The 17,965-nt window shown below is 73.1% G+C and carries 15 protein-coding genes; 6 read left to right on the forward strand and 9 right to left on the reverse strand.

The window, feature by feature from the left end; all coding sequences use genetic code 11:
* Positions 1 to 154: 154 nt before the first annotated feature.
* The 6 genes from WN71_RS24875 to WN71_RS24900 form a co-directional block, all read right to left on the reverse strand.
* A complete protein-coding gene (locus tag WN71_RS24875; RefSeq protein WP_046591113.1) occupies positions 155 to 1,534 on the reverse strand; it encodes an 8-oxoguanine deaminase in 1,380 nt (459 codons plus the stop codon).
* Between the two features lie 144 nt (positions 1,535 to 1,678).
* Entirely contained in the window at positions 1,679 to 2,650 is a 972-nt protein-coding gene (gene pucL / locus WN71_RS24880) for a factor-independent urate hydroxylase (RefSeq protein ID WP_046591114.1), read from the reverse strand.
* Between the two features lie 4 nt (positions 2,651 to 2,654).
* Positions 2,655 to 3,050, reverse strand: a complete 396-nt coding sequence (gene uraH, locus WN71_RS41035; protein ID WP_046591115.1) for a hydroxyisourate hydrolase — start codon at positions 3,048 to 3,050, stop codon at positions 2,655 to 2,657.
* A 3-nt stretch (positions 3,051 to 3,053) separates the two neighbouring features.
* Positions 3,054 to 3,566 (reverse strand): 2-oxo-4-hydroxy-4-carboxy-5-ureidoimidazoline decarboxylase, encoded by a 513-nt coding sequence (uraD, locus tag WN71_RS41040; RefSeq protein ID WP_046591116.1) that lies wholly within the window; start codon positions 3,564 to 3,566, stop codon positions 3,054 to 3,056.
* A gap of 153 nt (positions 3,567 to 3,719) precedes the next feature.
* Positions 3,720 to 4,088, reverse strand: coding sequence for a helix-turn-helix domain-containing protein (locus WN71_RS24895; protein WP_046591117.1), 369 nt, complete (start codon positions 4,086 to 4,088; stop codon positions 3,720 to 3,722).
* Positions 4,085 to 4,336, reverse strand: a complete 252-nt coding sequence (locus WN71_RS24900; protein WP_046591118.1) for a thiamine-binding protein — start codon at positions 4,334 to 4,336, stop codon at positions 4,085 to 4,087. The genes WN71_RS24895 and WN71_RS24900 overlap by 4 nt, the downstream gene beginning before the upstream one ends.
* Positions 4,337 to 4,538: 202 nt before the next feature.
* Between WN71_RS24900 and WN71_RS24905 the strand changes: the two genes are divergently transcribed.
* From WN71_RS24905 to WN71_RS24915, 3 genes are all read left to right on the forward strand, one after another.
* Positions 4,539 to 5,369, forward strand: a complete 831-nt coding sequence (locus WN71_RS24905; protein WP_046591119.1) for a TIM barrel protein — start codon at positions 4,539 to 4,541, stop codon at positions 5,367 to 5,369.
* Between the two features lie 127 nt (positions 5,370 to 5,496).
* Complete coding sequence (locus WN71_RS24910) at positions 5,497 to 6,390, forward strand: 2-hydroxy-3-oxopropionate reductase (RefSeq protein ID WP_046591120.1); 894 nt, start codon at positions 5,497 to 5,499, stop codon at positions 6,388 to 6,390.
* Positions 6,391 to 6,951: 561 nt separating this feature from the next.
* Positions 6,952 to 7,203 carry a hypothetical protein gene (locus WN71_RS24915; RefSeq protein ID WP_046591121.1) on the forward strand — a complete coding sequence of 84 codons (252 nt, stop codon included), beginning with the start codon at positions 6,952 to 6,954 and terminating at the stop codon, positions 7,201 to 7,203.
* Between the two features lie 206 nt (positions 7,204 to 7,409).
* Here WN71_RS24915 and gcl read toward each other — a convergent pair whose 3' ends face one another.
* Positions 7,410 to 9,194: a glyoxylate carboligase gene (gcl, locus tag WN71_RS24920; RefSeq protein ID WP_046591122.1), complete on the reverse strand. Its 1,785-nt coding sequence runs from the start codon at positions 9,192 to 9,194 to the stop codon at positions 7,410 to 7,412.
* Positions 9,195 to 9,450: 256 nt separating this feature from the next.
* Here gcl and WN71_RS24925 point away from each other — a divergent pair, with 256 nt between their 5' ends.
* The gene (locus WN71_RS24925) at positions 9,451 to 10,314 is read left to right on the forward strand and encodes a hypothetical protein (RefSeq protein WP_079178083.1); all 864 of its coding nucleotides are present in this window, start codon (positions 9,451 to 9,453) and stop codon (positions 10,312 to 10,314) included.
* Between the two features lie 42 nt (positions 10,315 to 10,356).
* Here the strand turns inward: WN71_RS24925 and WN71_RS24930 are convergent, their stop codons facing one another.
* Both WN71_RS24930 and WN71_RS24935 read right to left on the reverse strand, forming a co-directional pair.
* Positions 10,357 to 12,009, reverse strand: a complete 1,653-nt coding sequence (locus WN71_RS24930) for an AMP-binding protein (RefSeq protein WP_046591124.1) — start codon at positions 12,007 to 12,009, stop codon at positions 10,357 to 10,359.
* A complete protein-coding gene (locus WN71_RS24935; RefSeq protein ID WP_046591125.1) occupies positions 12,006 to 13,676 on the reverse strand; it encodes an AMP-binding protein in 1,671 nt (556 codons plus the stop codon). The genes WN71_RS24930 and WN71_RS24935 overlap by 4 nt, the downstream gene beginning before the upstream one ends.
* 187 nt (positions 13,677 to 13,863) lie before the next feature.
* Here WN71_RS24935 and WN71_RS24940 point away from each other — a divergent pair, with 187 nt between their 5' ends.
* Positions 13,864 to 14,706, forward strand: coding sequence for a helix-turn-helix transcriptional regulator (locus tag WN71_RS24940; protein WP_046591126.1), 843 nt, complete (start codon positions 13,864 to 13,866; stop codon positions 14,704 to 14,706).
* A 236-nt stretch (positions 14,707 to 14,942) separates the two neighbouring features.
* Positions 14,943 to 17,753, forward strand: coding sequence for a helix-turn-helix transcriptional regulator (locus WN71_RS24945; RefSeq protein WP_046591127.1), 2,811 nt, complete (start codon positions 14,943 to 14,945; stop codon positions 17,751 to 17,753).
* Positions 17,754 to 17,965 lie beyond the last annotated feature (212 nt).

The raw sequence follows: 17,965 nt of genomic DNA on the forward strand, positions 1-17,965 counted from the left end.
GGCGCGCACGTCCATGCGCGCCCCGGAGCCGGCCGCCGTGGCGCCCGCGTGGGGTCCACGGCCACCGGTCGGGGCCGTCCCCCCGACCGGAGCTCTGCGTCCGCCCGGCCCTCGGCCGGACGGTGTCGATCGGCCCGGCGCGGGCCGGAGGTGATCAGCCCTGCGCCGCGATCCGCGCCAGGCGGCGGGCCTCGTCGCGGGTGGCGCGGGCGATGGCGTCCTCGTCGACGTGCAACAGGCGTCCGTTCTCGACGATCTGACGGCCGTTCACGAAGGATGCCGTCACGGGCGCGGCGGCACCGAGGACCAGCGCGGTCACCGGGTCCGCGATGGAGGCGTGGGCGAGGGTGTCCATCCGCCACAGGACCAGGTCGGCGAGCTTGCCGGGCTCCAGGGAGCCGATCTCGGCGCCCCGGCCGAGCACCCGGGCACCCCCGTGGGTGCCGAGGCGCAGCGCCTGACGTGCCGTCAGCGCGGCCTCGCGGTGCGCGCCCAGGCGGTTGATCAGCAGGGCGTTGCGCAGCTCGGTGTGGAGTTCGCCGGACTCGTTGGAGGCGGTGCCGTCCACGCCGAGGCCGACCGGGACGCCGGCCCTCAGCATGTCGGGGACGCGGGCGATCCCGGCGGCCAGGCGGGCGTTGGAGGACGGGCAGTGGGCGACGCCGGTGCCGGTGCGGGCGAACGCGGCGATGTCGGAGTCGTTCATGTGGACGCAGTGCGCCATCCACACGTCCTCGCCGAGCCAGCCGGTGGACTCGAAGTAGTCCGTCGGGCCCATGCCGAACAGTTCGTGGCAGAACTTCTCCTCCTCGACCGTCTCCGAGCCGTGGGTGTGCAGCCGGACCCCGAGACGGCGCGCCAACTCGGCGCCCTGGCTGAGCAGTTCGGTGGAGACGGAGAAGGGCGAGCAGGGTGCGACGGCGATCTGGGTCATCGCGTCGAAGGACGCGTCGTGGTGCTCCGCGACGGTCGCCTCGGTCGCGGCCAGCGCTCCCTCCAGCGTCTCGACGGCGAAGTCCGGGGGCAGTCCGCCGTCCTTCTCGCTGCGGTCCATGGAGCCGCGGGCGAGGGTGAAGCGGACGCCCATGTCGCGGGCGGCGCCGATGATGGCTCCGGACAGGTCGCCGGAGCCCTTCGGGAAGACGTAGTGGTGGTCCATCGCGGTGGTGACGCCGCCGCGGGCCAGTGTCGCGAGGGAGCCCTGCGCCGCCGCGCGGACCATCGGTTCGTCGATGCGCGCCCAGGTGGGGTAGAGCGCCACGAGCCAGTCGAACAGGTTGTGGTCGGTGGCCAGGCCCCGGGTGATCCACTGGTAGAAGTGGTGGTGGGTGTTGACCAGGCCGGGGGTGACCAGGTGCCCGGTGGCGTCGATACGGCGGTCGACGTTCTCCAGGTCTGCCGGGGCGCTGCCCGCGCCGAGCGACTCGATGCGGTTGCCGGCGATGACGACGTGACCGCTCTCGTACTCGGTGTCCTCGGCGTCCACGGTCGCGATCGAACAGTTCTCGATGACGATGCGCCGCTGTGCTGCCATGGTTCGTCCTTTGCGCTGAGGTGGAGGGGGCACGGCAGGACCCTGGGAATTTGAGTGCCGCGGCCGGGAGGGCGCTCCCGGCCACGGGTGCCGAAACGATCGGGATCAGGGGGCGGGGTCGGAGGCCGGCGAGGTCCGCCGGGGTCAGAGGTTGGTGAGGTCCGCCGGTATGCGTGCCTCGGCGCCCTCGCGCAGCACGGTCGCCTCGATCAGGCCGTAGGGGCGGTCGGCGGCGTAGTACACCTCGTTGTCGTTCTTGAGGCCGAACGGCGCCAGGTCGACGAGGAAGTGGTGCTTGTTCGGCAGCGAGAAGCGGATCTCGTCGATCTCGTCGCGCCGCTCGATGATCCGCGCGCCCATCTCGTACAGCGTCTGCTGGAGGGAGAGCGAGTAGGTCTCGGCGAACGCCTGGAGCAGGTGCCGCCTCGTCTGCTCGTAGGAGAGGTCCCAGTCGGGCATCTCCCCTTCGTCGTCACTCCAGTTGAAGCGCCAGCGGGCGGACACCTCGGTGGCGAGGATGCGGTCGTAGGCCTCGGGCAGGGTCGTGTACTTGTCCTTGACGTAGCCCCAGAACTCGGAGTCGGTGGAGTTCAGCACGACGAGGTCCTTCAGTCCGGAGATCACCTCCCAGGAGGTGCCGTCGAAGGTGATCTGGGTGAGGCGGGTCTCCTGGCCCTTGCGGACGAAGGAGTGCTCGGGCGCGGCCGCGCCGTCGGGGTGCGCGTGGCCGGAGGGCTCGATGCGCTCCCAGGCGTACTCCTCGATACGGATGCGGGCGCGGTGGATCGGCTCCTGCGAGGTGACGAAGTGGCGGGCGAGGTGGATGCCGAACTGCTCGGCGGACGCGATGCCGTGCTCCTTGGCGAACGCGTAGACCGTGTTCTTGGTGGTGTCGGTCGGCAGGACGTTGGCGTTGGAGCCGGAGAGGTGGACCTCGTCCATGTCGCCGCTCAGCGACACCGAGACACTGAGGTCCTTGATGTGGTGGGTGGCGCCGTCCCGCGTGATCTTGACGACCCGGTTCTCTGCCTTGCCGTACTGGTTCTGCCCCAGGACGACCGGGCGGCCGGGGCGCTCGGCCGAATCGTCGTGGCCGGGGCGGGAATTGACGGTCATGTAGCTAGCTCCCTCGGTATACGGAGTAGCCGAACGGGTTGAGCAGCAGCGGTACGTGGTAGTGCTCGCCCGGTACGACGGCGAACGTGATCGCCACCTCGGGGAAGAACACTCCGGCACCGCTGTCCCGATTCGCGGGGGCGTCCTGCTGCGCATCGGCTTGCTTCTTCTCGAAGTACGGCTCCACCGCGAAGTCGAGCCGTACGTGGGTGGTCCCCTCCGGCGGGGCCGGGAGGTCCTTGCAGCGTCCGTCCGCGTCGGTGACCGAGCCGCCGAGCTCCCGCCAGCCGGCCGTGTGCCCGGCGCGGGCGGCGAGCCGTACGGCGACGCCCGCGGCGGGGCGGCCCACGGAGGTGTCCAGGATGTGCGTGGACACGGAGGCGGTGGTGCTGGTGCTCATCGGTCAGGCGTCCTCTTCGACGATGCGGGCGAGCCGGATACGGTTGATCTTGCCCAGTTCGGTGCGGACGATCTCGCGTTCCTTCTCGGGCGGGTTGCCGATCCGCTCCTGGACCGCGTCGCGCATCCGCTCGCCGGTCAGGCCGGTGGCGCAGATGAGGAAGACATGGCCGAACCGCTCCTGGTAGGCCAGGTTGAGTTCGAGCATCTCCGCCTTGAGCTGCTCGGAGGCGCCCGCCATGCCGCGCTGCTCGCGGGCGGAGGCGGGATCGCCGGGCTTGGGGCGGCCGATCGGCGGGTGCCCGGCCATCGCCTCCGCGAGGTCCGCGGCGGTCAGGGCGGCGAGGGCGGTGTCGGCGGCCGCGTAGAGGTCGTCGGGGCCGGCGTAGGGGCGGTGGGCCAGCAGGTGGCGGGCCCAGGCGGTGGAGGCGCAGGCCTCGTGCAGGACACGGAGGGCCGCGCGCTCGTCCAGGGCGTTGAACCGGGTCAGACCGGGTGGCGGGGGAGTCGACGTCACGGGAGCCTCCGTGGCCGCGCAGGGCCGTCGTGCTGAACGGACTGCGGCCAGCTAACGCCCCCCGATGTCGCGCCGTCAACACTTTGTTGAAAATTCCGGGTTACGGATGCGGCGGCGCGGTGGGCCGGGGAAGCCGGCCCGCGGATCGCGGTGTCAGACCCCTTTCTCCCTGTTCAGGTAGTTGTAGACGGTAAATCGACTCACGCCCAGCGCGCTCGCCACGGTCTCGACACCGTGCCGCACGGAGAACGCGCCGCGCGCCTCCAGGACCCGTACGACCTCCTGCTTGGCCTTGCGGTCCAGATCGGCCAGCGGCTTGCCCCGCTTGCGCTCCATCGCGGCCAGGATGTGATCCAGGGAGTCCGCGAGCTGGGGCAGGCGCACGGCCACCACGTCGGCGCCCTCCCAGGCGAGCACGACGTCGTCCGGACCGGCCTCGTCCGGCGGGAGCAGCTCCCCGCCCATGGCGTCGACCAGGGGCTTCACGGCCGCGATGAACGGCTCGTCGCCGCCGCCGGTCACGCGGCGCCCTCCCCGATCACGTTGATCTGGAACGAGATCCGGGTGGCGCCGGCCTCCAGGGTCCGGCGCAGCAGCGCGTCCACGGCGCCGAGCACCGCGTCGGCGCGGCCCTCCACCGTGTTGCCGAACGGCCCGACGTCCACCGCGTCCAGCTCCGCCGCCTCGACGACCTCGCGGGCGACCAGCGCGTGCGCGGGCGCCTCGTCCAGGTCGAAGGGCTCGGTCGTGAACTCCACTCGCAATCGCACTGTGCCCCCATGGCATCCGTCCGCCCCCGTCACTGGAGCACGACCTTAACCCGCCCAGGTCATCGGGGCGTCGCGCCGAGGCCCCGCGGTCCGACCCCCTTGACAGCGGCGCGAGTCCGGCGGCAATCTTCCATTGAGCAGAAACAAACTTCCGCAATACGAAATTCAATGAGTTCGATCAACGGAAGGGAGCGCGGCCCCCATGGGATTCGCAGACCAGCGCTTCAACGTCAACCTGTCGATCCTCTTCACGGAACTGCCGCTCCTGGAGCGCCCGGCGGCCGCCGCCGCGGCCGGGTTCGGCGCGGTCGAGCTGTGGTGGCCCTGGCCCGACACCCCCACTCCCCCGCGGTCCGCACTGGACGCGCTGCGCACGGCGGTCGAGGACGCGGGGGTACGGCTCACGGGGCTGAACTTCTACGCCGGGCAGCTCCCGGGCCCGGACCGCGGCGCCCTGTCGGTCCCGGGCACGGAGTCCGCGCGGTTCCGCGCCAACATCGAGGTGGCCGCCGCCTTCGCCGAGTCGCTGGAGTGCCGCGCCCTCAACGCGCTGTACGGCAACCGCGTCGACGGCGTCGACCCGGCCGAGCAGGACGCGCTCGCGCTGGAGAACCTGGCGCTCGCCGCCCGCGCGGCCAACCGGATCGGCGCGACCCTGCTGATCGAGGCGCTCAACCGGCCCGAGTCGCCGCGGTATCCGCTGCTCGACGCGGCCTCGGCGGTCGCCGTCGCGGACCGGGTGAACGAGGCGACGGGCCTGGGCAACGCGGCCTTCCTCATGGACCTCTACCACCTGTCCATGAACGGCGAGGACCTGCCCGCGGTGATCGACCGGTACGCGGCGCGGACCGGCCATGTGCAGATCGCGGACGACCCCGGCCGCGGCGCCCCGGGCACCGGTTCGCTGCCCCTGGAGGACCTGCTCGACCGGCTGCGGAAGGCCGGTTACGACGGCTGGACCGGGCTCGAGTACAAGCCCGGCGACCGCCCGAGCGCCGAGTCCTTCGACTGGCTCCCGCGCGCCGCGCGCTGAACTCCCGCGCCCGGCGCGCCGAACCCGCCGGCCTCCGTGCCCGCCGCGCCGACCCCCCAGGCTTCCGCACGCAGCGCGCCGAGCCCCGAACTCCCCCGCATCGCACCGCAGTCAGGAAGGCTTTCCGATGAGCGACGCTCTCCCCAAGATCGCCTGGATAGGGCTCGGCATCATGGGCTCCCCCATGTCCGAGAACCTGATCAAGTCGGGTTACGACGTCACCGGCTTCACCCTCGAACAGGACAAGCTCGACCGGCTCACCGCGGCCGGCGGCACCGCGGCCGCCTCGGTCGCCGAGGCCGTCCACGACGCCGACGTGATCATCACGATGGTGCCCGCGTCCCCCCAGGTCGAGGCGGTGTCCTACGGCCCCGACGGCATCCTGGAGAACGCCCGGACCGGCGCCCTGCTGATCGACATGTCCTCGATCACCCCGCAGACCTCCGTGGAACTCGCGCGCGCGGGGCGGCAGAAGGGCATCCGGGTGCTCGACGCCCCGGTGTCCGGCGGCGAGGCCGGTGCGATCGAGGCCGTGCTGTCCGTCATGGCGGGCGGCGAACAGGCCGACTTCGACGAGGCACGGCCGATCCTGGAGGCGCTCGGCCGGACGATCGTGCTGTGCGGGCCGGCCGGCTCGGGCCAGACCGTGAAGGCCGCCAACCAGCTGATCGTCGCCGTGAACATCCAGGCCGCCGCCGAGGCCGTGGTCTTCCTGGAGAAGTCCGGCGTGGACCTGACGGCCGCGCTGGAGGTGCTGGGCGGCGGGCTCGCGGGCTCGACCGTGCTGGCCCGCAAGAAGGACAACTTCCTGCGCCGCGACTTCCGGCCCGGCTTCCGCATCGACCTGCACCACAAGGACATGGGCATCGTCACCGACGCGGCCCGCGCGGTCGGCGCCCCGCTGCCGGTCGGCGCCGTCGTGGCGCAGCTGGTCGCCTCCCTGCGGGCCCAGGGCGACGGCGGCCTCGACCACTCCGCCCTGCTGCGGGCCGTGGAGCGGCTCGCGGGCGCCGAGGTCTGACAACCCGGGGCGCCCGCACGGCGCCCCCGCGGCCGGGACCGCGGCGCACTCACGCGTCAGGCGTCCCGACAGCCGTACGAGATCTTCCGGGCGGTGCCTTCGCCGACATCTGTCCTGTCGCGCCCAGGCGGGGGCGCCGCCCGGAACACCTGAGAGACCGACCGGAACACCCGAGAGACCGAAGTGAATGAGCCCCCGGACCGCGTCCGGCCGGCCCGGATGAGGGGTCGCCGGACCGGACGCGGTCCGGGCCGGGCGGGGACCGCGGTGGAGCGCGAGCCAGTGCGGTGGTGAAGGTCCCGACCGTCCTCTCGACCAGAGGGAGGGCGGACGGGAGCCGTCGCGTCCACCGCGGTCCCCGCCCGCACCGATGCCGTCCGGCGGCGCGAACGTACCTGTGCGATCAGCTTCGCGCCGTCGGACGGTCAGGCGTTCCCGAGCGCTCCCGCGGCGGCCCGTCCGCCACGGGAGCGCTCGGCGCGTTCGCCGCGGGAGGGCTCGGCGCGTTCGGGGGTCCGTGCCCGGCGTGCGGGTGCCGCGGCCGTGCAGGACGCTGAAGGCATGACACATCCACCGGCGGAGTACCCGCACATCGTGGTGCACGCACCGGCCCTGGACGGTTCGCGCCGCGTCACCGAGGGGGACGTGATCCTGGGGGTCGCCTCCCACCTGGACGACGTGGTGAGAATCCTGCGCATGGCCGACCTGGACCGGATCGAGGTCGAGGAGAGCGACCTCATCGAGTGGCAGGGCGGCGGCCCGGACGACTGGCCGGGTCTGCGCGAGTACCCGGAGGACCTGGGAAAGCAATGAATCGGTACGAACCGGGCGGCGAACCTCAAATAAAGCTCTGAACATCACCCGAGGCGTATCGAACACCTCTTCCGCCGGGCATATTCACCAGCGGGCGGGACCCGCCGACACGGGGGCGGCGGGCTCCCTGCCCGGGACGTGAAGCGGGCGGCTCGTCCGAGAGGACGAGCCGCCCGCTGTCGTACCCGGCGCCGCGCGCGGAGGGATCAGACCTTCAGCGTCCTGATGGCCGTCGGCGCGTGCCCCGGCTCCGTCGCGATCTCCTCGAACTCCACCACGTTGCCGATGTCGTTCGTCGTCGACATCGCGATGTTGGTGACGCGCTCCAGGATCGCCTCGACCACCACCGGCACCCGGTGCTCCTGTGCCAGCTTCCGCGCCTGCTCGAAGGCCGCGCCGAGTTCGTTCGGGTCGGTCACCCGGATCGCCTTGCAGCCGAGGCCCTCGGCGACCTTGACGTGGTCCACGCCGTAGCCGCCCAGCTCGGGCGAGTTGATGTTCTCGAACTCCAGGTTGACCTCGAAGTCCATGTCGAACGCCCGCTGCGCCTGACGGATCAGGCCCAGGTAGGAGTTGTTGACCAGGACGTGCACATAGGGGATCTTGTGCTGCGCGCCGACCGCCAGCTCCTCGATCATGAACTGGAAGTCGTAGTCCCCGGAGAGGGCGACGACGGGGGTCTCGGGGTCCGCCGTCGCGACGCCGAGGGCGGCCGGGATCGTCCAGCCGAGCGGGCCCGCCTGACCGCAGTTGATCCAGTGCCGGGGCCGGTGGACGTGCAGCATCTGCGCGCCGGCGATCTGCGAGAGACCGATGGTGGAGACGTAGCGGGTCTCCGGGCCGAACGCCTTGTTCATCTCCTCGTAGACGCGCTGCGGCTTGATGGGGATGTCGTCGAAGTGCGTACGGCGCTGGAGGGTCGCCCGGCGCTCCTGCGCGGCCGCGGCCCAGGCCGAGCGGTCCGGCAGCCCGCCCGCCGCCTTCAACTCGCCCGCCACGTCCACGAACAGGCGCAGGGCGGCCTTCGCGTCGGACGCGATGCCGTAGTCGGGGGCGAAGATCCGGCCGATCTGGGTCGGTTCGATGTCGACGTGGACGAAGGTCCGGCCGGCCGTGTAGACGTCGAGGCGTCCGGTGTGCCGGTTGGCCCAGCGGTTGCCGATGCCGAGCACGAAGTCGGACTCCAGGAAGGTCGCGTTGCCGTAGCGGTGCGAGGTCTGGAGGCCGACCATGCCGGCGTTCAACTCGTGGTCGTCGGGCAGCGCGCCCCAGCCCATCAGCGTCGGCACCACCGGAACGCCGGTCAACTCGGCGAACTCGACCAGGAGGTGCGAGGCGTCGGCGCCGATGACACCGCCGCCCGCGACGATCAGCGGGCGCTGCGCCGCGTTGAGCATGCCGAGCGCCTTCTCGATCTGGGCGCGGGTCGCGGCCGGCTGGTGCACCGGCAGCGGCTCGTACGTCTCCGGGTCGAACTCGATCTCGGTGAGCTGGACGTCGACGGGCAGGTCGACGAGGACGGGGCCCGGCCGCCCGGAGCGCATCAGATGGAACGCCTGCTGGAGCACGCCCGGCACCTGGCCCGCCTCCAGCACGGTGACCGCCATCTTGGTGACCGGCCGCGCGATCGAGGCGATGTCGACGGCCTGGAAGTCCTCCTTGTGGATGACCGCGGTGGGGGCCTGGCCCGTGATGCACAGGATCGGCACGGAGTCGCCGATGGCCGAGTACAGGCCGGTGATCATGTCGGTCCCGGCCGGGCCGGACGTGCCCACGCACACACCGATGTTGCCGGGACGGGCCCGGGTGTAGCCCTCGGCCATGTGCGAGGCGCCCTCGACGTGCCGGGCCAGGGTGTGCCGGATGCCGCCGGCCGCCTTGAAGGCCGCGTAGAAGGGGTTGATCGCCGCGCCGGGCACACCGAACGCTTCGGTGACGCCCTCGCGCCTGAGGATCTCGACTGCCGCGCGGGCAGCGGTCATACGAGCCATGGGTACTCCTGCTTCGGCTGCCGGATCCGCACGCCCGTCGCGCCCCGCGGTGAGCTGGTCCGTGTCGGCTTGTTCCCTTGTCGATTCCGCAACTAATTCCATCATGCGGAAACTTGCTTCTACTATCTGGAAGAAATGTAGGGAGGGTGACGCGAAGGCGTCAAGGGCGGCAGGGGCTCGGCCAAGTACCGGACAGACGAGGGCGCCCCGGAGGACGATGGGTCCGCTGTCCCGACGCGACGCCTTGGGGTGGGCCATGTCCGAGTGCGTGCCGGTGCGTTGTCCGGCCTGTCGGCGCGAGCACGTCTTCGCCGCGCCGGCGTATCCCTGCGTCTGCGGCCGCCCGGTGAGCCCGCCATTGAACCCGCGGGCGGCGCCCACGGCCGTCACCCGGCGCTCCTGGGACGACGACTGGGTCACCGTGCGCTGCGCCTGCTGCGGCCGCCGCGGCGAGTGGCCGTACCCCGAACTGGGCTGCCCCTGCGGGACGGTGCTGCGGATACCCGTGGCGGAGACGCCCGCCGCGCCGCAGCCGAAGGCCGCTGGACCGAAGGCGCCTGAACCGGAGACCCCTGAACCGATAGCCCCTGAGCCGAAGGCGCCACGCCCGAAGGCCCCGAACGCGAAGGCGCCCGAGCCGGAGGCGCCGAACCCGAAAGTCCCGCACCCGAAAGTCCCGCGCCCGAAGGCCCCGCACCCGAAAGCCCCGGCGCCGGAGCGCGCGGGGCGGCGGGGCGCGTACGAGCCGGTCGAGATCCGCACCGCGCGCGACGCGGTGACGGCCACCGTGCTGTATCTGCGCGCGCTCGGCTACGGCGACGTCCGGCGGGCGGACCAGCGCCCGCCGTCCGGGATCGGGCTCGCCGCCCGCGGGCTGGTGGTCCTGGTGGACGCGGGCGCGCGGCCGGCCTCGCTGCGCGACGTGGAGTGCCTGTGGCTGACGGCGATGACGGAGCCGGCGGACTGCGTCTGCTTCTCGCTCGCCGGCTACGCCGACGACGCGCGCGAACGCGCCGACGGCCTCGGGGTGCCCCTGTTCCTGCTGGCGCGGTCGGGCGCTCCGAGGCCGGTCAACGACCCGGCGCGCGCACTGGACGCGTCGGGCGCGCGCCGGGGCTGACTTCGCGGGGGCCGACTTCGCGGCGGAAGGGCCCCGGCGGTCTCACCCCTCCCGCGTCGCGTCCTCGCGCAGCTGCACCTTGCGCACCTTTCCGGACACCGTCATCGGGAAGGATTCCAGCAGCCGCAGCCGGCTCGGGATCTTGTAGTGGGCCAACCGCCCCTCGCAGTAGGCGCGCAGCTCCTCCAGGGTGAGCGGGTCGGCCGGGTCGTGCGCGATGACGCAGGCGAGCACCTCCTCGCCGTACCTCTCGTGCGGGACGCCGACCACCTGGACGTCGCGGATCTTCGGGTGGCCGTAGAGGAACTCCTCGACCTCGCGCGGGTAGATGTTCTCCCCGCCCCGGATGATCATGTCCTTGATCCGGCCGACGATCTCGACATAGCCGTCCTCGCGCATGGTCGCGAGGTCGCCGGTGTGCATCCAGCGGCCGGCGTCGACGGCCTCGGCGGTCTTCTCCGGCTCCTCCCAGTAGCCGAGCATCACGCTGTAGCCGCGGGTGCACAGTTCGCCGGGGACACCGCGCGGCTGTGTGACGCCGGTCGCCGGGTCGACGACCTTGACCTCCAGGTGCGGCAGGACGCGGCCGACGGTCCCGGTGCGGTGCTCCAGGTCGTCGTCGCGGCGCGTCTGCAGGGAGACCGGCGAGGTCTCGGTCATGCCGTAGCAGATCGACACCTCCTCCATGTGCATCTCGGCGACGACCCGCTTCATCACCTCGACCGGGCACGGGGAGCCCGCCATGATGCCGGTGCGCAGGGTGGAGAGGTCGTGGTCGGCGAAGCCGGGCAGGTTCAGCTCGGCGATGAACATGGTGGGCACGCCGTACAGCGAGGTGCAGCGCTCCTGTTCGACCGCTTCGAGGGTGGCCTTCGGTTCGAACGACGGCGCGGGGATGACCATGCAGGCGCCGTGCGAGGTGGCCGCCAGGTTGCCCATGACCATGCCGAAACAGTGGTAGAAGGGCACCGGGATGCAGATCCGGTCCTCTTCGGTGTAGGCGACCAACTCGCCCACGAAAAAGCCGTTGTTGAGGATGTTGTGGTGGGAGAGCGTGGCTCCCTTGGGGAAGCCCGTGGTGCCCGAGGTGTACTGGATGTTGATGGGGTCGTCGCAGGACAACTCGGCCTCGCGGGCGAGCAGTTCCTCGCGCCGGTCGGCCGTGCCGCGCGCGGTGAAGGCCGCCCAGCCGGGGTCGCCGATGTAGACGGTCTCGCGCAACCGCGGGCACCTGCCGCGGACTTCCTCCACCATGGCGCGGTAGTCGCTGCTCTTGTGGCCGAGCGAGGCGAACAGCAGGGAGATCCCGGCCTGGTTGAGGACGTACTCGGCCTCGTGGGTGCGGTAGGCGGGGTTGATGTTCACCATGATCGCGCCGACCCGGGCGGTGGCGTACTGGACGAGCACCCACTCGGGGCAGTTGATCGCCCAGATGCCGACCCGGTCCCCCTTGGCGACGCCGCTCGCGAGCAGCGCGTACGCCAGTTGCTCGACGTCCGCCGCGAACTCGGCGTAGGTCCAGCGCCGTCCGGAGGGCACGTCGACGAGCGCCTCGCGCCCTGGCCGGGCCGCGACGGTGCGGGCGAGGTTCGCGCCGATGGTGTCGCCGAGCAGGAGGGTCGGGGAGGTGCCGTGGGCGTAGGACGGTTCGGTCACCGGAGAGCCGCCGGCCGCGGTGGGGTGCGTCTCGCTCACCGGAAGTCCTCCTCGCGGTACTCGGCGTCCGACCCGGCGGCCGTCGCCTCGCGCAGTTCGATGCGGCGGATCTTTCCGGAGACGGTCTTGGGCAGGGCGCCGAACTCCAGCCGGCGCAGGCGCTTGTAGGGGGCGAGGACCTCGCGGGAGTGCTCGAAGAGGACCTTCGCGGTGTCGGGCCCCGGCTCCCAGCCCTCGGCGAGCACGATGTACGCCTTCGGCACGGCGAGCCGCACCGGGTCGGGGGCCGGGACGACGGCGGCCTCGGCCACCGCCGGGTGCTCCAGCAGGGCGCTCTCCAGCTCGAACGGGGAGATCTTGTAGTCGGACGCCTTGAACACGTCGTCGGCGCGGCCGACGTAGGTGACGTAGCCGTCGGCGTCGCGGGAGCCGATGTCGCCGGTGCGGTAGTAGCCGCCGGCCATGGCCTCCGCGGTGCGGTCGGGGTCGCCGTGGTAGCCGGTCATGACGCCCACCGGGTGCGCGGAGAGGTCGAGCGCGATCTCGCCCTCGTCGGCGCCGGGGACCCCGGTGACCGGGTCGAGGAGCACCACGCGGTAGCCGGGGCTGGGGCGGCCCATGGAGCCGGTCTTCAGGGGCTGGCCGGGGCTGTTGGAGACCTGCACGGCGGTCTCGGTCTGCCCGAAGCCGTCCCGGACGGTGACGTTCCAGGCGCGCCGGACCTGCTCGATGACCTCGGGGTTGAGCGGCTCGCCCGCGGCGACGACCTCGCGGGGCGGGGTGCGCAGCTGGCCGAGGTCGGCCTGGATGAGCATCCGCCACACGGTGGGCGGCGCGCAGAAGGTGGTGACGCCCGCCCGGTCCATCTCGGCCATCAGGCGGGCCGCGTCGAAGCGCGTGTAGTTGTGGATGAAGACGGTCGCCTCGGCGTTCCACGGGGCGAACAGGTTGGACCAGGCGTGCTTGGCCCAGCCGGGTGAGGAGATGTTCAGGTGCACGTCGCCGGGCTTGAGCCCGATCCAGAACATCGTGGCGAGGTGGCCGACCGGGTAGGAGACGTGGGTGTGCTCGACCAGCTTGGGGCGGGCGGTGGTGCCCGAGGTGAAGTAGAGCATCAGCGGGTCGTCGGCGTGGGTCTCGCCGTCGGGGGTGAACTCGGCGGAGGCGGCGTAGGCGTCCTCGTAGCGCTGCCAGCCCTCGGGGGCGCCGCCGACGGCGACGCGGGTGTAGTCGCCGGGCACGTCGTCGAACTTGGCGGCGTCCTCGGCGCGCACCAGGACGTGCCGGACCCGGCCGCGGTCGACGCGGTCGCGCAGGTCGGCGGGGCCGAGCAGCGGGGTGGCGGGGATGACCACGGCGCGCAGCTTCATCGCGGCGAGGGCGGTCTCCCACAGTTCGGCCTGGTTGCCGAGCATGACGAGGACGCGGTCCTCGGCGCGCACGCCGCGCTCGCGCAGCCAGTTCGCGACGCGGTCGGAGCGTTCGGCCATCTCGGCGAAGGACACCTTGGTCTCGGTGCCGTCCTCCTCGACGATGTGCAGGGCCGTGCGGTCGTTGCCGTCCGCGACGACGTCGAACCAGTCCAGCGCCCAGTTGAAGCGCTCGGGGCGGGGCCAGACGAAGCGCTCGTAGGCCGTGGCGTAGTCCTCGCGGTGTTCCAGCAGGAAGTCCCGCGCCCTGCGGAAGTCCTCCGTGGCCGTGTTCATCGTCGTCCTCCATGCTCTTCGGCGTGCGCGGTCGGGCGGTTGGCGGGAGTCCGTCCCTCGGGGCGCACTCCCCGGTGCCGGACCATTGCCGGGCGGCTCTCTGACATCGTGTAATCCGTGATGCAGGTCTCACCACCCCCGAACGGGGGTGGGGACTGCGGAAAAGCCTGGGTGAAGGGGCGCGGACGTGGCGGAAGACACGGCGGGGGCGGTGGAGATCCGGGGTGCGCTGGCCCGGCTGCGGCGCGCCACGGGGCTTCCGGTCGCCTTCGGCGGCCTGGTCGAGCCGGGCCGGCAGCAGGTGCGGATCAGCGAGCTGAGCGGTACGGCCACCCGGTCGCTGCTGTCGCTGGTGGTGACGTCGGGCAACGGGCTGGGCGGCAAGGCGGCGGCGCTCGCCCGGCCGTGCGCCGTGGCGGACTACTCCGTCTCGCGGCAGATCAGCCACGAGTACGACGTCCCGGTGGCGGCGGAGGGGCTGCGCTCGGTCCTCGCGGTGCCGGTGGTGGTGCGGCGGCGGGTGCGCGGTGTCCTGTACGGCGCCCTGCGCACGGCCCAGCCGCTGGGCGACCGCACGCTGGGCGCGGCGGTGGAGGCGGCGCGCGACCTGGAGCAGGCGCTGGTGGTCCGGGACGAGGCGCGCGCGGTGCGGGAGGAGGCGCGCGGGCTGCTCGCGGGGGCGCGCGCGGAACCGGGCGCGGGCGCGGCGTGGGAGCAGGTGCGGGAGGCGCACGCGGCCCTGCGCTCGCTGGCGCCGCGGATCGTGGATCCGGCGCTGCGGGCGGAGCTGCTCGCCGCGTGCGGGCTGCTGACCGGCGGCGGCCTGCCGCAGGAGGTGGCGCTGGCCCCGCGCGAGCTGGACGTGCTGACGTGGGTGGCGGCGGGTGCGACGAACGCGGTCGCCGCCGAGCGTCTTGGGCTGCGCCCGGAGACGGTGAAGGGCTATCTGCGCTCGGCGATGCGCAAGCTGGGCGCCCACACCAGGGGCGAGGCCGTGTCCTCGGCCCGCCGGGCGGGGGTCCTGCCGTAGCCGTGTCATGGGCCGGAGGTACTGCCGCAGCCGTGTCGCGGGGGGCCCGCGACGGTCCCGCCGCAGCCGTGCCGCGGGCGCCCGCGACCGTCCCGCCGTAGCCCCGCTATTCATTCAACGTTGGCCTGAATTTGCTTATGCCGAGAGGTTGTTATTTCCCTCACCACGCCATCTCTCCGGATTTCAAGGAAACATTGCCTAGAATTTGGCCCGGACACGACACACGGAGGGGAGGGGTGACCGTGCGACGGGACTTCCAGGAGCCTGCCAGATGCCGTCCCGCCCTGGTCATCGGCCGGGAGGAACTCCTGACGCCCGCGCGCGAGCAGCTCGCCCGCGGCGGGAGCGTGCTGCTGCACGGCCCCGCCGGAATAGGAAAGTCGACCGCGCTGCGGGCATTGGCCGCGGAATACGGCCCCGCCACCAGCACCGTGTTGCGCTGCTCGGCCACCGAGTCCGAATCCCACCTGCCCTTCCTGGCCCTCGCCGACCTCCTCGGACTGGTCCTCGACGAGGTGTCCCCGCGGCTGCCCGCGGCCCAGCGCACCGCGCTGGAGTCGGCGCTCACCGGCCGCGGCGAGTCCACCCTCCAGCGCGACGGCCTCGCCCTGCGCCTGGCCGTGCTCTCCGCGCTGCGCGCGCTCGCCACGCGGGGCCGGGTCCTGGTCGTCGCCGACGACCTCCAGTGGCTCGACCCGGCCAGCGCCGAACTGCTCGGCTTCGCCGCCCGCCGCCTCGGCGACACCCCCGTACAACTGCTGTGCGCGGTCCGCACCGAGGGCCAGGAGTACGACCGGCACCTCAAGGCGTCCCCGCCCGACACCCTCGCCGTCCGCCTCGGCCCGCTGAACCGCGGCCAGGTCTCCGCGCTGCTCGACCACCGCGGCTACACCGGCCTGTCCCGCTCCACCGTGCGCGACATCCACCGCACCAGCGGCGGCAACCCGCTCTTCGCGCTGGAACTCGGCCGCGCCCTCGCCGAGAACCCCACCCCGCCCCGGCCCGGCGAGCCGCTGCCGGTGCCCACCTCGCTGCGCGCCCTCGTGCTCAGCCGGCTCGACATGCTCTCCGTCGAGGCCCGCCGCACCCTGCTGGTCGCCAGCGCCGGCGCCCGCCCCACCCCGGCCCTGCTGCTCGCGGCCGGCCGGGAGAACGTCGAGGCCGAGTGCGCCCAGGCCGCCGAACTCGGCCTGCTCGCCACCGAGTCGGACGGCCCCGGCATCCGGTTCGCCCACCCGCTGATATCCGCCGCCCTCTACGCCGAGGCCCCCGCCCCCGAACGCCGGGCCGCGCACGCGGCGCTGTCCACCGCCGCCTCCGACCCCATCGAACGCGCCCGCCACCTCGCGCTCGCCACCAACGGCGCCGACCCGGAGACCGCCGCCCGGCTCGCCGAGGCCGCCGCGCTCGCCCGGGACCGCGGCGCCCCCTCGGTCGCCGCCTCGCTCGGTCTGCTGGCCGCCCGGCACACCCCGGCCGACGACGTGCCGGGGCCGGACGAACGCCGGCTCCAGGCCGCCGAGGACGCCATCACCGCCGGCGACCTCGACCTCGCGCGGGACATCGCCCGCGACGTGCTGACCCGGTCCACCGTGCCCGCCGAACGGGTCCGGGCCTGGATCATCGTCATCGACACCGCGGGCCACACCATGGCCGAGGTCGACGCCGCCTTCCCGCAGGCCCTCGCCGACGCGGGCGAGGACCCGCGGCTGCTCGGCCTCGTCCACTACCAGCTGGCCTGGCGCGGACTGCTCGTCGAGGGCGACTTCACCGAGGCCCGCGAGGCCGCCGCGCACTCCGCCGAGCTGGCCGCCCGCGGCGGCGACCGGCGCACCGAACTGCTCGCCCTCGCCCTTCAGGCGCAGGTCGAGACGCTGATGGGCCACCCCGGCGCGCCCACCACCATCAAGCGCGCCCTGACGGAACCTCAGGACCCGCGGGTCGCCTGCCACCACAACGGCGCGGGCAGCGCCCGCTTCCGCTGGCTGGTGATGAGCGACCAGCTCGTCGAGGCGCGCTCCACGGTCACCGCGCTGCTGCGCGAGGTGCGACGGCGCGGCTCCGTCGAGAGCGAGGTGCACTTCCTGCGCGGGCTCGCCGAGACCGAACTGCGCGCCGGGCACTGCGGCCGCGCCCTCGACCTCGCCCGGGAGGGACTCAGACTGGCCCGCGACTCCGGCATCGGCGAGACCGCCTCCGCCATGCTCACCTCGCTCGCCGAGGCCTCCGGCGGCGACGTCGACCGGGGACTCGCCCTCGCCCGCGAGGCTGTCGAGCACGCCGAGGAGGACGGCGACCAGATGTATCTCTCGCGGGCCCTCGGCGCCCTCGGCTACGCCCAGCTGGTGGCCGGGGACGCGGCGGGCACCGTGCGCTCGCTGCGCCGGGTGCGGGAGCTGGAGGTGCACCTCGGCATCACCGACCCGGCGCGCGGCCGCTGGCACGGCGACCTCGCCGAGGCCCTCGTCCTGATCGGCGAACCGGCCGAGGCACAGGACGTCATCGATGTCTCCCGTGAGCACGCGCTGCGCCTGGAGCGGGAGAGCGTGCTCGCCGCGCTGGACCGGGCCGAGGCCCTGGTGCGGGCGGCCGCGGGCGACCGCGAGCGCGCCGCCACGCAGCTGACGTCCGCTCAGCAGCGGTTCGCCAAGCTCGGCTACGGCCTGGAGGAGGCGCGGGCCGCGTTCGCCCTCGCGGGGCTGCGCGCCGGGCGGCCCGGCGGGCCGTCGTACGACGAGGCGACGCGGCTGTTCCGGCGCTGCCGGGCGCTGCCCTGGCTGCGGCAGGTGGAGACGGCCGCGGCGGCCGGCCCGCCGGAGCCCGCGTTGCCGGCCGGGCCCGTCCTCGACGCGCTGGAGGGGCTCGCCGCGATGGAGCGTCAGGTCGCCGCGCTGGTCATGGAGGGCGCGACCAACCGGGAGATCGCCGCGCGGCTGTTCATCAGCGTCAAGACGGTCGAGGCGACCCTGACCCGGGTCTACCGCAAGCTGGGCATCCGCTCCCGGGTGGACATCGTCCGGCTGGCGGCGGGGCGCCGCACCAAGTGAGGGCCCGGCGGGTTTAACTGCCTGGGCGCGGTCGCTGAGGGCGACCGGCTCGGCAGGGGACGACCGAGGGTTTTCCCTGCCCTGCCTCCCCTAGGGGGTTCCCTCATTGGGAGGTGTGCCGCCCCGGTCCTAGCGTATGGCCATGCCGCTCGCCCGGGCATACGGGGGTCGGTCCCGCGACCCCCGTGCAGACCCCCCACCCGCGCGTCCCC

The sequence above is a fragment of the Streptomyces mangrovisoli genome (assembly GCF_000974985.2).
In the GTDB taxonomy this organism is placed as follows: Bacteria; Actinomycetota; Actinomycetes; order Streptomycetales; family Streptomycetaceae; genus Streptomyces; species Streptomyces mangrovisoli.